Annotated in this window: 19 protein-coding genes and 1 pseudogene; 15 read left to right on the forward strand and 5 right to left on the reverse strand. The window is 56.9% G+C overall.

What is annotated here, in order from left to right:
• The 12 genes from GKE73_RS26025 to GKE73_RS15390 all read left to right on the forward strand — a co-directional run bounded on the left by GKE73_RS26025 (position 1) and on the right by GKE73_RS15390 (position 8055).
• Positions 1-483, forward strand: a complete 483-nt coding sequence (locus GKE73_RS26025) for a hypothetical protein (RefSeq protein WP_376767439.1) — start codon at positions 1-3, stop codon at positions 481-483.
• A complete protein-coding gene (locus GKE73_RS23915) occupies positions 449-1825 on the forward strand; it encodes an NAD-glutamate dehydrogenase domain-containing protein (protein WP_312854480.1) in 1377 nt (458 codons plus the stop codon). The genes GKE73_RS26025 and GKE73_RS23915 overlap by 35 nt, the downstream gene beginning before the upstream one ends.
• Positions 1779-2789 carry an NAD-glutamate dehydrogenase domain-containing protein gene (locus tag GKE73_RS23920; RefSeq protein WP_376767440.1) on the forward strand — a complete coding sequence of 337 codons (1011 nt, stop codon included), beginning with the start codon at positions 1779-1781 and terminating at the stop codon, positions 2787-2789. Before GKE73_RS23915 ends, GKE73_RS23920 begins: the two co-directional genes overlap by 47 nt.
• Positions 2756-3133, forward strand: coding sequence for an NAD-glutamate dehydrogenase domain-containing protein (locus GKE73_RS23925; protein ID WP_312854481.1), 378 nt, complete (start codon positions 2756-2758; stop codon positions 3131-3133). Before GKE73_RS23920 ends, GKE73_RS23925 begins: the two co-directional genes overlap by 34 nt.
• 492 nt (positions 3134-3625) lie before the next feature.
• The gene (locus GKE73_RS23930; RefSeq protein WP_280955263.1) at positions 3626-3751 is read left to right on the forward strand and encodes a hypothetical protein; all 126 of its coding nucleotides are present in this window, start codon (positions 3626-3628) and stop codon (positions 3749-3751) included.
• A 5-nt stretch (positions 3752-3756) separates the two neighbouring features.
• Positions 3757-3954 (forward strand): ATP-binding cassette domain-containing protein, encoded by a 198-nt coding sequence (locus GKE73_RS23935; protein WP_280955226.1) that lies wholly within the window; start codon positions 3757-3759, stop codon positions 3952-3954.
• Positions 3951-4736, forward strand: a complete 786-nt coding sequence (locus tag GKE73_RS23940; RefSeq protein WP_280954973.1) for an ABC transporter ATP-binding protein — start codon at positions 3951-3953, stop codon at positions 4734-4736. Before GKE73_RS23935 ends, GKE73_RS23940 begins: the two co-directional genes overlap by 4 nt.
• Before the next feature lie 285 nt (positions 4737-5021).
• The gene (locus tag GKE73_RS15370) at positions 5022-5711 is read left to right on the forward strand and encodes an ABC transporter substrate-binding protein (protein WP_230370634.1); all 690 of its coding nucleotides are present in this window, start codon (positions 5022-5024) and stop codon (positions 5709-5711) included.
• Between the two features lie 253 nt (positions 5712-5964).
• Positions 5965-6681 (forward strand): hypothetical protein, encoded by a 717-nt coding sequence (locus GKE73_RS15375; RefSeq protein WP_230370635.1) that lies wholly within the window; start codon positions 5965-5967, stop codon positions 6679-6681.
• Positions 6681-7211, forward strand: a complete 531-nt coding sequence (locus GKE73_RS15380; RefSeq protein WP_230370636.1) for an ABC transporter permease — start codon at positions 6681-6683, stop codon at positions 7209-7211. Before GKE73_RS15375 ends, GKE73_RS15380 begins: the two co-directional genes overlap by 1 nt.
• 102 nt (positions 7212-7313) lie before the next feature.
• Complete coding sequence (locus GKE73_RS15385) at positions 7314-7856, forward strand: ABC transporter permease (RefSeq protein WP_230370637.1); 543 nt, start codon at positions 7314-7316, stop codon at positions 7854-7856.
• Entirely contained in the window at positions 7792-8055 is a 264-nt protein-coding gene (locus tag GKE73_RS15390; RefSeq protein WP_230370638.1) for an ABC transporter permease, read from the forward strand. The genes GKE73_RS15385 and GKE73_RS15390 overlap by 65 nt, the downstream gene beginning before the upstream one ends.
• Positions 8056-8116: 61 nt before the next feature.
• Here GKE73_RS15390 and dut read toward each other — a convergent pair whose 3' ends face one another.
• The 4 genes and pseudogenes from dut to GKE73_RS26040 form a co-directional block, all read right to left on the reverse strand.
• Positions 8117-8569 (reverse strand): dUTP diphosphatase, encoded by a 453-nt coding sequence (gene dut / locus GKE73_RS15395; RefSeq protein WP_230370639.1) that lies wholly within the window; start codon positions 8567-8569, stop codon positions 8117-8119.
• A pseudogene (locus GKE73_RS26030) lies at positions 8566-9308 on the reverse strand (phosphopantothenoylcysteine decarboxylase domain-containing protein). Before GKE73_RS26030 ends, dut begins: the two are co-directional and overlap by 4 nt.
• Positions 9277-9702 (reverse strand): flavoprotein, encoded by a 426-nt coding sequence (locus GKE73_RS26035; protein ID WP_512698904.1) that lies wholly within the window; start codon positions 9700-9702, stop codon positions 9277-9279. Before GKE73_RS26035 ends, GKE73_RS26030 begins: the two are co-directional and overlap by 32 nt.
• Positions 9626-9832: a flavoprotein gene (locus GKE73_RS26040; RefSeq protein WP_376767367.1), complete on the reverse strand. Its 207-nt coding sequence runs from the start codon at positions 9830-9832 to the stop codon at positions 9626-9628. Before GKE73_RS26040 ends, GKE73_RS26035 begins: the two co-directional genes overlap by 77 nt.
• 170 nt (positions 9833-10002) lie before the next feature.
• On the opposite strand from GKE73_RS26040, the gene GKE73_RS15405 reads away from it, so the two are divergent.
• From GKE73_RS15405 to GKE73_RS15415, 3 genes are all read left to right on the forward strand, one after another.
• A complete protein-coding gene (locus GKE73_RS15405; RefSeq protein ID WP_230370640.1) occupies positions 10003-10464 on the forward strand; it encodes a UPF0758 domain-containing protein in 462 nt (153 codons plus the stop codon).
• 73 nt (positions 10465-10537) lie between these two features.
• A complete protein-coding gene (locus GKE73_RS15410) occupies positions 10538-11752 on the forward strand; it encodes a recombinase family protein (RefSeq protein WP_230370641.1) in 1215 nt (404 codons plus the stop codon).
• Between the two features lie 65 nt (positions 11753-11817).
• On the forward strand, positions 11818-12303 hold the full coding sequence (locus GKE73_RS15415) for a hypothetical protein (RefSeq protein WP_230370642.1): 486 nt from the start codon (positions 11818-11820) through the stop codon (positions 12301-12303).
• Here GKE73_RS15415 and GKE73_RS15420 read toward each other — a convergent pair.
• Positions 12271-12576 (reverse strand): hypothetical protein, encoded by a 306-nt coding sequence (locus GKE73_RS15420; protein WP_230370643.1) that lies wholly within the window; start codon positions 12574-12576, stop codon positions 12271-12273. The genes GKE73_RS15415 and GKE73_RS15420 overlap by 33 nt on opposite strands.
• Positions 12577-12689: the final 113 nt, after the last annotated feature.

The raw sequence follows: 12689 nt of genomic DNA on the forward strand, positions 1-12689 counted from the left end.
ATGAAGCTGTATCGCCCATTCCAGCATGGTGCCCGGGCGTTCAATCTGAAGCTGTTTCATGACCGCGAGCCGATGAATTTGTCGGCCAGCCTGCCCATTCTGGAGAACATGGGCGTCCGGGTGCGCGATGAGCATCCGTATTGCGTTGAGCGCGACGATGGCTCGGTGGTGTGGATCAGCGATTTTGGTCTGGATCTGGGGGCTGCGTTCGAGCAAATGGGCCGTGATGACGTGCAGCAGAATTTCCGGGATCTGCTGACACAGGTTTTTGCCAAGCGTTGCGAGAATGACGGTTTTAACCGGCTGGCGTTGCTGGCGGGCATGAACTGGCGCGAGATTTCGCTGATCCGTGCCTGGTCCAAGTATCTGCGTCAGGCTGGCCTGACCTTTAGCCAGAGCTACATCGAACAATGCGTGGCCAATTATCCGGAGATTACGCGTCTGGCTGGTGGCGTTGTTTGTGGCACGGCTGCATCCGCTTGACGCCGATGCCACGTTGGCCGAAACCCTGCTGGCAGAACTGCGTGAGCGGCTGGATAACGTGGCCAATCTGGACGAAGACCGTATCCTCAATGGTTTCCTGGCCGTCATTCTGGCGATCCGGCGCAGCAATTTCTGGCAACAGACCGCCGCATGCGAGAGCAAGCCTTACCTTTCGTTCAAGCTCGAGTCGGCGGCGATTCCATTCCTGCCACAACCGCGGCCGCTGTTTGAAATATGGGTGTACAGCCCCCGTGTGGAAGGTGTGCATCTGCGTGGCGCCAAGGTGGCGCGTGGCGGTTTGCGCTGGTCTGACCGCATGGAAGATTTCCGCACCGAAGTGCTGGGTCTGGTCAAGGCGCAGATGGTGAAGAACTCGGTCATCGTGCCGATGGGCTCAAAGGGCGGTTTTGTCTGCAAGCAATTGCCGTTAACCAGTGAGCGCGAGGCGTTCATGGCCGAAGGCATTGCCTGCTACAAGATTTTCATTTCCGGGCTATTGGATCTGACCGACAACCTGGTGGCCGGACAGGTGGTGCCGCCGCCGCACGTGCGTCGTCTGGATGCGGATGATCCGTATCTGGTGGTGGCTGCCGACAAAGGCACGGCGACCTTCTCGGACATCGCCAACGGCGTTTCCGCTGATTACGACTTCTGGCTGGGTGACGCGTTTGCGTCCGGTGGCTCGGCGGGTTACGACCACAAGGGCATGGGTATTACCGCTCGCGGTGCCCGGGAGGCGGTGAAACGCCATTTCCGCCATCTGGGTAAAGATATCCAGAACGAAGACTTTACCGTGATCGGTATTGGCGATATGGCAGGCGATGTGTTTGGCAACGGCATGCTGCTGTCGAAGCACATCCGCCTGAAGGCCGCCTTCAATCACCAGCACATCTTTATCGATCCCAACCCGGATGCGGCCATTAGCTATGCCGAACGGTGCCGCCTGTTCCAGCTGCCGCGTTCCAGTTGGGCGGATTACAACCGGGAGTGCATCTCTGCCGGGGGCGGTATCTTTGAGCGTTCGGCCAAGTCGATTCCGCTGTCGGCCGAGGTCAAGGCCTGGCTGAATACCGACAAGGACAGCATGGCGCCGCTGGAGCTGATCAACAACTTGCTCAAGGCCGAAGCCGACCTCCTCTACAACGGTGGCATTGGCACTTACGTCAAGGCTTCCACCGAAAGCCATGCCGATGCCCGTGACCGCGCCAACGACGGCCTGCGCGTCAACGGCAACGAGTTGCGCGTCAAGGTGGTGGGCGAGGGCGGCAACCCTGGGCTGCACGCAGAAAGGTCGTATCGAGTTTGCCCTCAAGGGCGGGCTGATCTGTTCCGATGCGATTGATAATTCGGCTAAGCGTCGATTGCTCCGATCACGAGGTCAACATCAAGATCTTGCTGGGCGCGGTGATGCAGGCAGTTACGACATGACGCTGAAGCAGCGCAATGAACTGCTGGCCGAGATGACGGATGAAGTGGGGCAGCTGGTATTGCGCAACAATTACCTGCAAACCCAGACGCTGGCGAGCAAGCGGCTGGATTCGGCCAACATGCTGTCGTCGCATGCACGCCTGATTGCGCACATGGAAAAAACCGGTGAGTTGAATCGCGAGCTGGAATTCCTGCCTTCGGACAGCCAGATCAATGAACGCCGTCTGGCTCGGCAGGGGTTGACCACGCCGGAAGTGGCGGTTCTGTTGGCGTACAGCAAAATCTCGCTGGATCAGGCCATTTTGCACACGGATGTGCCGGATGATGCGGATTTTCTGCCAGTGCTGGTGAATTACTTCCCGCACCCGCTGCAGCAGCGTTTCCGCGAGCAGATGGCGCAGCATCACCTCAAGCGCGAGATCATTGCCAATCAGCTGGCCAACCAGATCATCAACCGCATGGGCACCACTTTTGTGTTCCGCCTGCAAGAGGAGTCGCCGTTCTCGGCGGCGGACATTGCACGCGCTTGGTGGATTGCCTGCCGGGTGTTTGACGCCGAGCAATTATGGCAGCGGATCGAGGCGCTGGACGCCGGGATTCCAGCCGATCTGCAGATGCAGCTGATGGGCATGGTGCGCACGTTGGTGGAACGCGTGACGCGCTGGGTCTTGCGCAACAAGCGGCCATTTGGCTCGGTCAATGGCGTGATAGAGCAATACGCCGCCAAGGTTCAGGTGCTGTTGACCACCCTGCCGGCACTGATCCATGCCGACGACTATCCGGCTGTTGCCGCACTGGAGCAACGTTTGGCAGTGCCCAATTTGCTTAAGCAGAGCTGGCGCAGGTGCTGGCGCGGCTGGAGTTTGCCGTACCGCTGATGGACATCATCGAAATTGCGGAAGGTGGAGAATTGGCGCTGGATGAAGTGGCTCGCCACTATTACCAGCTGGGACATCAGTTGCAGCTGGACTGGCTGCGTGAGGCCATCACCCGCTTGCCGCGTGATAACCGTTGGCAGTCGCTGGCGCGTTCGGCCTTGCGCGATGATCTGTATCGCCTGCATCGCAAGTTGCTGCGTCTGGTGTTGCAGGATGGCTCGGCCGGGACGTCGGCCGTCACCAACTGGCTTGCCACCCGGCAACATGATGTGGAGATCTGCAACCAGATGTTTGCCGAGTTGCAGTCCTTCGAGTCGTTGGACCCGGCGATGCTGTCGGCTTAAGCATGCGCGAGCTCAACAACCATCTGTTGGCCGGATGAGTTAGCTCTTGCCTGACGCGGAAAACCGTCAAGCCAGCCCTTTCGGGCTGGCTTTTTTGTTGTTCCATTGCCACACCTTATTGTTTGATGTCTTAAACGCATCAATTATTTCTTTGCTGTAAATCAGTGCAGGATTGCTCGCTTATTGTGCTGACGTACGCCATTTTTGCGCATTTATTACTCGTTTTCAGTAGGTTGTGGCGATATCCAAAGTAAATGTTGCAATGCGATGCACCTTGTTCTGTTTGACTTTTTACTGCGGGTGATCGATTTTTTAAACGACTTTGGCCAGCTGGCACAGTTATGGCTAAGGTGTTCCGTAACGATAGGCAGGCCGGTTCGAGTGAGAAAAATAATCAGAGTTTTTACTCTTTACATGCCTGGTGTTGCTCAGTAATCTGACTGTAAAAGTAAAACTAAATTCCGCTTGGCGGAACAATGCAGAGGAGTTGCCTTGATGGGACCGGAGAAATCCAACAACGATGTGCTGGTCAGCTTTCGTGGTGTGCAAAAGAGTTACGACGGCGAAAGTCTGATCGTCAAACACCGGACCTCGACATTCAACGAGGTGAATTCCTGACGCTGCTGGGGCCTTCCGGTTCGGGCAAGACCACCTGCCTGATGATGCTGGCCGGTTTTGAAACCCCGACCCACGGTGAGATTCGTCTGGACGGCCAGTTGCTCAACATGGTGCCGCCGCACAAGCGCAACATCGGCATGGTGTTTCAGAACTACGCGCTGTTTCCCCACATGACGGTGGCCGAGAACCGGCTTACCCGTTGACCATTCGCAAGCTGTCCAAATCCGACGTGGCTGACAAGGTCAAGAAAGCGCTGGACATGGTGCAGCTCGGCCACTTGGGCCATCGCTATCCGGCCCAGCTGTCCGGTGGCCAGCAGCAGCGTGTGGCCTTGGCCCGTGCGCTGGTGTTTGAACCGAAGCTGGTACTGATGGATGAGCCGCTGGGCGCGCTGGATAAACAACTGCGTGAACACATGCAGATGGAGATCAAGCATATCCATCAAACCCTCGGGGTCACGGTGGTGTACGTTACCCACGATCAGGGCGAGGCGCTGACCATGTCCACCCGCGTGGCGGTGTTCAAGGACGGCATCATTCAGCAGATTGATGCGGCCGATACCCTGTACGAATCGCCTTCCAACTCGTTTGTGGCCAATTTCATCGGCGAGAACAACACCCTGAAGGGTGAAGTGGTGGAGGTGTCGGGCGGTACCTGTCTGGTGCGCTTGCCGGATGGCGCGGCGATCAAGGCACGCCCGGTGTGTGTCAGCCGTCCGGGCGAGACGACTTCCATGTCCATCCGTCCGGAGCGGATCCGTCTGAACGGTGCCGCCGAGTCCTGCGACAACCGTCTGACCGGCAAGTTGGCCGAATTCATCTATTTTGGCGATCACGTTCGCCTGCGCCTCGAAATTGCTTACCAGCCCGGTTTTATGGTCAAGGTGCCAGTGGGCGAACTGGATGGCCGCTGGAAAGTCGGCGACAGCCTGAACGTTGGCTGGATGTCTGGCGATATCCGTGCGCTTGACCCGCAGTCTCATTAAAACTTTCCCAACGCAGTACCCGCAGAGAGCACAGAGGAGAAAAACTGATGAACAAGATCCAGTACGCCGTATCCTTGGCGGTAACTGCCGCTTTTGCCATGCCTTGGCTTTGGCTGCCAAAGACGTTACCGTCGTGTCGTTTGGGGGCGCCAACAAACAGGCGCAAGTGGCGGCTTATTACCAGCCGTTCCAGAAAGCCACCGGTATTGCGGTCAAGGGAACCGATTACAACGGTGAAATGGCCAAAGTGAAAGCCATGGTGCAAACCGGCCATCCGACCGGGATGTGGTCGAAGTCGAATCGCCGGAACTGTTGCGTGGCTGTGAAGAAGGTCTGTTCGAAAAGATCAACTGGGCCAAGGTTGGCAACAAGGCCGACTTTGTTGCACCGGCCAAGGCATCGGAATGTGGCGTCGGTATCTTTGTCTGGTCGACGGCCATTGCCTACAACGCCGACAAGCTCAAAGTGGCTCCGACCTCTTGGGCCGATTTCTGGGACGTGAAAAAATTCCCGGGCAAGCGCGGCCTGCGCAAGGGTGCCAAGTACACCACGGAATTTGCCCTGATGGCTGACGGTGTGAAACCGGCCGACGTCTACAAGGTACTGGGCACCAAGGCTGGTGTGGAACGCGCCTTCAAGAAGCTGACCCAACTGAAACCGTACATCCAGTGGTGGGAAGCCGGTGCACAGCCGCCGCAATTCCCGGCCTCTGGTGACGTGGTGATGAGCTCGGCCTATAACGGCCGTATCGACAGCGCCCAGAAGGAAGGCAAGCATCTGAAAGTGGTGTGGAACGGCAGCATCTACGACGTGGATTCCTGGGCCATTCCTAAGGGCGCCAAGGTGGCTGAGGCGATGCAGTTCATCAACTTTGCCAGCAAGCCGGAAAACCAGAAGGTCTATTCCACCAAGATCGCTTACGGTCCGACCAACCTGAAAGCCGTGAAGCTGCTGCTTAACCAAGGATGCTGCTAACCTGCCGACCGCTCCGGCCAACCTGAAGGGTGCGCTGGCCATGAACGTATCGTTCTGGGTTGACCACGGCGAAGAGCTGGAAGAGCGTTTCAACGCCTGGGCTGCTCGCTAACCCGGTGTTGCTTAAGCCGGGCCATGCCCCGTATGTGGGGATGGTGGCCCGGCCGGGGTGCCCGCTTCGGGGACTCTCCCCCGATTGTATTCATCACCATCCGGCCTGACCATGCGGCTGGACACAGTGTGACTTGCTGCCATGTCCGAGACTCTTACCACACCTGCCCTGCTGACGGCCGCCGATGGCGTGCCGCTCAAGATCAAACTGGCCAAGGAGCGGCGCCTGAAGCAGTTCAAGGCGATGTCGCTGGTGGCGCCGTTAGCCATTTTTCTGCTGCTGACGTTCATCATCCCTATTGCCATGCTGCTGTATCGCAGCGTGGACAACCCTGAAATTGTCACGGCGCTGCCCAATGTGTCGCGCCAGATCGCCTCTTGGGACAAGCGGGCCTTGCCGCCCGAGGCCGTGTTTGTTGCCATGGCCAAGGATCTGGCACAGGCCAAAGAAGACAAGACGGTCTTCAATGTGGCCAAGCGGCTGAACATGGATATCGGCGGTTTCCGCTCCCTGATCATGAAAACAGCGCGCAAGATGCCGCTGACGCTGGAGCCGGGGGAAACCTATCGCGACCGCTTCATTCAGATCGATGACCGCTGGGGTGATCCGGATCATTGGCATGTGGTTGCCCAGAACGCCAAACCCCGGACGCCGTACTACATCTATAACTCGCTCGATTTGCGCGAGACCAAGTCGGGCTTGCCACAACTGGCCCCGGAAGATGAACGTGCCTTTCTCAGCATCTTTGGCCGTACCTTGTGGATGAGCTTCTGGATTACCGCCTTTGCCATTTTGCTGGGCTATCCGATTGCCTACTGGCTGGCCAACCTGCTTAAGCGCGCAAGAGCAACTTGCTGATGATTCTGGTATTGCTGCCGTTCTGGACCTCGGTGCTGGTACGGGTGGCGGCCTGGATCGTACTGTTGCAGTCCGAAGGTCTGGTCAATAGCGGCCTGATGGCGCTGGGTATTACCGACCACCCCTTGCAGTTGGCCTTCAACCGTGTGGGCGTGTATATCGCCATGGTGCACATCCTGTTGCCTTTTGTGATCTTGCCCACCTATAGCGTGATGAAGAGCATTCCTCCTTCTTATGTGCGGGCAGCCATCTCGCTGGGCGATCATCCGTTTGCCGCGTTCTGGAAGATTTACTTCCCGCAAACGCGTGCCGGGGTGGCCGCCGGAGCCTTGCTGGTGTTCATCATGAGTATTGGCTACTACATCACGCCCTTGCTCGGCAGCCCGCAAGACCAGATGGTGAGTTACTACGTGGCGTTCTATACCAACGTCACCATCAACTGGGGCATGGCCGCTGCACTGGGGTCGTTGCTGCTGGTGGCTACGTTGGCACTGTATGCTGTGTATAACCGCCCTGGTCGGTTCCGATAGTCTGAGTCTGGGGTAAATCATGTTGCCTGCTTACGCTTCCCCGATTGAAAAAATCTGGTTCTGGACGTTTCGCGCGGCGTGCGTGCTGATCCTGATCTTCCGGTGTCGCCACTGTTGGTGATCATTCCGCTGTCGTTCTCGGCCGACACCTTCCTGCTGTATCCGATCAAGTCGTACTCGTTGCACTGGTATGCCGAATTCTTTGGCAACCCGGAATGGTACAACTCGGTGAAGAACAGCTTTATCGTGGCCCCGGCATCCACCTTGCTGGCTACCGCCTTGGGGACACTGGCAGCGGTGGGGTTGACCTCGTCCAACTTCCCCGGCAAATCGGTGCTGATGAGTGTGCTGATTTCACCGATGATCGTGCCGGTGGTGATTGTCGGGGTGGGGGCTTACCTGTTCTTCGCTCCGCTGGGATTGGCCAATACCTATATCGGGCTGATTCTGATGCACACGGCACTGGGCGTACCGTTTGTGGTGATCACCGTGTCAGCCACGCTGCGCGGTTTCAACCCCAGCCTGATCAAGGCCAGTGCCAGCCCTGGGTGCCTACCCGCTGTTGACTTACCGTCGTGTGGTGCTGCCGCTGATTGCACCGGGCGTGATTTCCGGTGCGTTGTTTGCCTTTGCCACCTCGTTTGACGAAGTCGTCGTCACCTTGTTCATGGCGGGCCCGAATCAGCGCACCCTGCCGCGCCAGATGTTTGCCGGTATCCGCGAAAACATCAGCCCGGCCATTGCGGCCGCTGCCACGGTGTTGATCCTGTTCTCCATCGTGTTGCTGTTGACGCTGGAATGGCTGCGCGGGCGCGCCGAACGTACGCGTACTGCCAAAGTCTGATGAGAGCTTGCTGCCATGAAAAAAGCCCGCTTAGGCGGGCTTTTTTGTGCGGGGAAACGAATCAGTGCTTGCCCGTGCTGCCGAAGCCGCCTTCGCCGCGGTCGGAGCTGGCAAAGTCCTCAACAATATTGAAGCCAACTTGTACCACCGGCACGATCACCATCTGGGCGATACGTTCCAGCGGCGCCGGGCGGAAGGTTTCATGACCACGGTTCCAGACCGAGACAAACAGTTGCCCCTGATAGTCCGAATCGATCAATCCCACCAGATTGCCCAGTACGATGCCGTGTTTATGGCCGAGGCCCGAGCGCGGCAGAATCATGGCGGCCAAGGACGGATCGGCAATGTGGATGGCAATGCCGGTGGGCACCAGTTGGGTTTCGCCCGGGGCGATCATGATGTCGGTGTCGATGGCGGCGCGCAGGTCCAATCCGGCCGAACCCGGCGTGGCATAATCCGGCAGCTTGTCCTTGAGTCGCAGGTCCAGAATCTTGACGTCGATAACGGGTTTCATGGCGGTCCTTCTGCGTAATGTAAAAGGTTGGCCGAAAGGTTTCGGCCAACCTGAAAGATAAATGACGGGCTCGCGATCAGGCGCGGCGAGCCAATAGCGTGGCCAGATGCTGCACAATGGCCTGCGCCACTTGCGCCTTGGGCATGTCCGGCAGCGGATGCTGGCTTAACATCATCCAGCAGCACCACTTCGTTGTGATCGGCGCCCATGGCGTGCTGGGCCAGGTTGGCGACCAGCATCGGCAGCTTTTTCTTCTTGCGCTTGCTTTCGGCAAAATCCAGCAAGTTGCGGCTTTCGGCAGCGAACCCCACGCAGAATGGCGCGGCAGGCAGGCTGGCAACCGTCGCCAGAATGTCCGGGTTTTCTTCCAGTTCGATTACAGGCAGCCCATCGGTCTTTTTCAGTTTATGCTCGGCGCGGTTTTTTACCCGGTAGTCCGCCACGGCGGCCACGGCAATGAAAATATCGCTCTGGCCCACCTCGCGCAGTACCGCCGCCTGCATGTCCGGGCGCTTTGCACATCGATGCAATGCAGCCCGGCGGGCACCGGCAGGGCGGTTGGCCCGGAGACCAGCGTCACCTCGGCACCGGCATCGCGACAGGCGCGGGCCAGCGCGTATCCCATCTTGCCCGAGCTGATATTGGTAATGCCGCGGACGGTATCGATCGGCTCGTAGGTGGGGGAGCTGGTGAGCAGCACTTTTTGCTTAAGCCAACAGTTTTTCGGCAAAAAAACCATCCAGTAATTCGCACAGTTCGTACGGCTCCAGCATGCGTCCTTCGCCAGTTTCGCCGCAGGCTTGCGCCCCCGAGGCCGGGCCAAACACCGTGACGCCATCCTGTTTGAGCTGGGCGATATTGCGCTGGTTGGGCGGGTTGTCCCACATCTGCCGGTTCATTGCTGGTGCCACAATCAGCGGACAGGTACGGGCGGCCGCCAGCGTGGAGATCAGGTCATCGCAAGCGCCATGCGCCAGTTTGGACAGCATGTGCGCGGTGGCCGGGGCAATCAGGAACGCTTCGGCCCGGCGCGACAATTCAATATGTGCCATGGCGTTATGCGGGCGCGGGTCCCACAGATCGGTATAGACCGCGTGACCGGACAGTGCCTGAAAGGTGGCTAAGCGTGACAAAGCGCGTCGCCGCTTCGGTCATCACCACTTCCACGCTGTGTCCGGCCTTGACCAGCTGGCGCGTCAGTTCTGCTGCCTTGTAGGCGGCGACGCCGCCGGTGACGCCCAGCAGTATCCGTCTGGCTGTCATGAAATTCTCTTGATGCAGATAAGGGAAGCGCAAAAGTTTACCGGATTTTTGCCGGACTATCCGCTCGTATTGGTGAACGCCGCGACTTATTACCAAGGCATGAGCGGTTTGTTATCCTGCGTCGGTACCTTCTCAATTCAGTGCTATAGACAAAACAGGACGTTAACGCCATGTCGATCAGTGATTGGCCGGAACACGAACGCCCGCGCGAAAGGTTGCTGGCCCATGGGCCGGAGCGGCTGTCCGACGCCGAACTGTTGGCCATTTTCTTGCGCACCGGCATGAAGGGCATCAGTGCCGTGGAGATGGCGCGTAGCCTGCTGGCCGATTTTGGCTCGCTCTCGCGTTTGCTGTCCTCAACGTTGGCCGAATTCGAGGCGCGTCCGGGACTGGGCGCGGCCAAATATGCCCAGTTGATGGCGACCAAGGAGCTGGCGCGGCGGGCGCTGTCGGAACAACTGAAACTGAACGATGCGCTATCCAGCCCGCAGGCGGTGCGTGATTACCTTAGGCTGGCCATCGGGCAGCGTGATATTGAAGTCTTTGTGGTGATTTTTCTCACCGCCCAAAACCATGTCACGGCGGTGGAAGAAGTGTTTCGCGGCACGTTGACCGAGGCTTGTGTTCACTAACTTACATTTAGCTTTTCGGAAGGATAGCAGCTAAACTACGTAAGAGTTCCCCTCCAACTAAACAGCTCACTCAATGCCTCGCGTAATTTCATACACTCGATTTTCTTCAGCAAAACAAGCCGCTGGTGACTCATATCGTCGTCAGACAGAAATGGCGCTTAGGTGGTGCAAACAGAACGATATGGTGCTGGACACAGAGCTAAACCTTGAAGACCTCGGTGTCTCTGGGTACAGCGGAGCTAACTCCAAGAGAGGCGCACTGGGGGTTCTTCAAGTCATGCTACTTAACGGTGACATAGAGCCCGGCACCATACTGCTCATTGAAGCGTTCGACCGGCTCACCCGCATGTCTCTTCCGGATGCCTACGAGCTATTGTTCTCTCTTGTAAATAATGGGCTCACTATCGTGACCCTCACGGACAACAAAACATGGACTAAGGAGGCCTTGAAGGACCCGGGTAGTTTCATGATGTCCATGGTGCTTTTATATAGAGGTCACGAGGAATCAAAGCAGAAGTCCAAGCGACTACGGGACACTTTTGAGGACGCCCGTAAGAAGTCAAAGAAGGGGGCCTTCGGTACCGCTCCGTGGTGGCTCTATCGCGAAGCGCAGGACCAGCCATGGCAAGTTGACGAAGTGAAGGCTGAGAGCGTCCGTAAGGTCTTCGAGCTGTCCGCCATAGGATATGGCTCAAAGATGATTGCTAAACGTGCTAACGAAGACAAGTGGCCAATACCCACCAGAGAGACGAAAGTAAGACCCGACCACTGGCATGGGCGTATGCCCGGCCAGCTGTTGCGTAACCGTGCTGTGTTGGGTGAGCACGAACATCGTCTGCGCAATCATGAAGCACAATCGTATCACTGGAAAGGTCTATCTACTGGAATTGTAGTACCGGACTACTACCCGAGAATCGTGTCAGATGAACTGTGGAATAAGGCACACGCTTCGATAGCCACACGTCGTGTCGCTAAGCGTCGTGACACCCAGTATTACAACATATGGTCTGGTCTCATGTACTGTGGATATTGCGGAGCCCCAATACAAAGACGCAGTGCCAAGGTCGGGTATTCGAAGGGGCAGAGTTTCTGCAGTGACAAACTTGCTGGAATAACTGAATGCCCCAGCTCGGCGGTCATTACCTCAGACCCATGTCTGCTCGATGAAATTTATAAATATGGTAGCAGTATCCGGGAAGCAAAGCAGGGGAAAAACTTTCTGCAAGGGCTGCTGAGCTTGAAGCAATCATTGAAACAAAGGCAGAAGAGAATGCTCGAATTGCCATAGCCGTTGCAAAAACAAGAGCAAGCATCACAGCTCTGACAAACAAAGCTATCGAGATTGAGCAGGAGATGCGTATCGCTCAGGAAGAGCTCGAAGAAGTTCGGCGTGGCATGATGATTGAAAATTCTAACACCACGTTCGACGAGACATTCCCGGAGGATGCAATGAGCTTTCTCTATGTCTCAGACGATGTGTCTGCAAGAGAGAAGCGTTCAGAGCTACACCTTAAAATAAATCGCATGGTTGACCACATATTCATCTGGGCCTACGAAGTCGCTATGGTGAAGTATCGCAACGAGGACTTTTATCACGTTGTCCCGCTGGCCCCTAAGCGTCTGCCTTCACGTGCCAACCCATCGTCTCGCTGGCATAACCCCCCTAAGCCAAAGGAGCCCAAACCCACGCCACACCTGGATGCCGCGATACGTGGAGAGCTAATCCCTCCCGAGCCAAAGATTCGCTCCCCCTTGGTTAAGAAGCGCAAGAGCTACAAAGACGAAGTGGTACTCGACGAGGGTGCCTCAGTGGACAGCATCGAAGATAGCACTTCCTGATTCTTTGAGGACAAACGGTATGGTGTACCCGGAAGTCGGCACATGATTCGAAAAAGCGCGCTTGTGAAATGCGATGCTACGGCGGTCTGGTGGTTGAGGGCGACGAAGCTCCGTTCGAATTGGCTCCATAACTTGCGGAAACGGTTGAATCAACGTGTGCCCAGCTGCGCCATTCCACTCGCGGATGATTCCTTTGGTATCGGCATAGATGATTGCTTCAGCGATCTGATTTACGATGCGGTGATGAAGATCGAGTAGTGTACTGATAGTCATTGTTCTCGGGTTGTTCAGGATATTGTTTCCACGACATTGAACAACGCTTAAGATGGCCGACTAATATACTCAGGTACTGGTGGCTGATGCGAGTCAACTTGACTAGGATTTCC

It is taken from the genome of Paludibacterium denitrificans (genome assembly GCF_009707705.1).
Classification (GTDB): Bacteria; Pseudomonadota; Gammaproteobacteria; order Burkholderiales; family Chromobacteriaceae; genus Paludibacterium_A; species Paludibacterium_A denitrificans.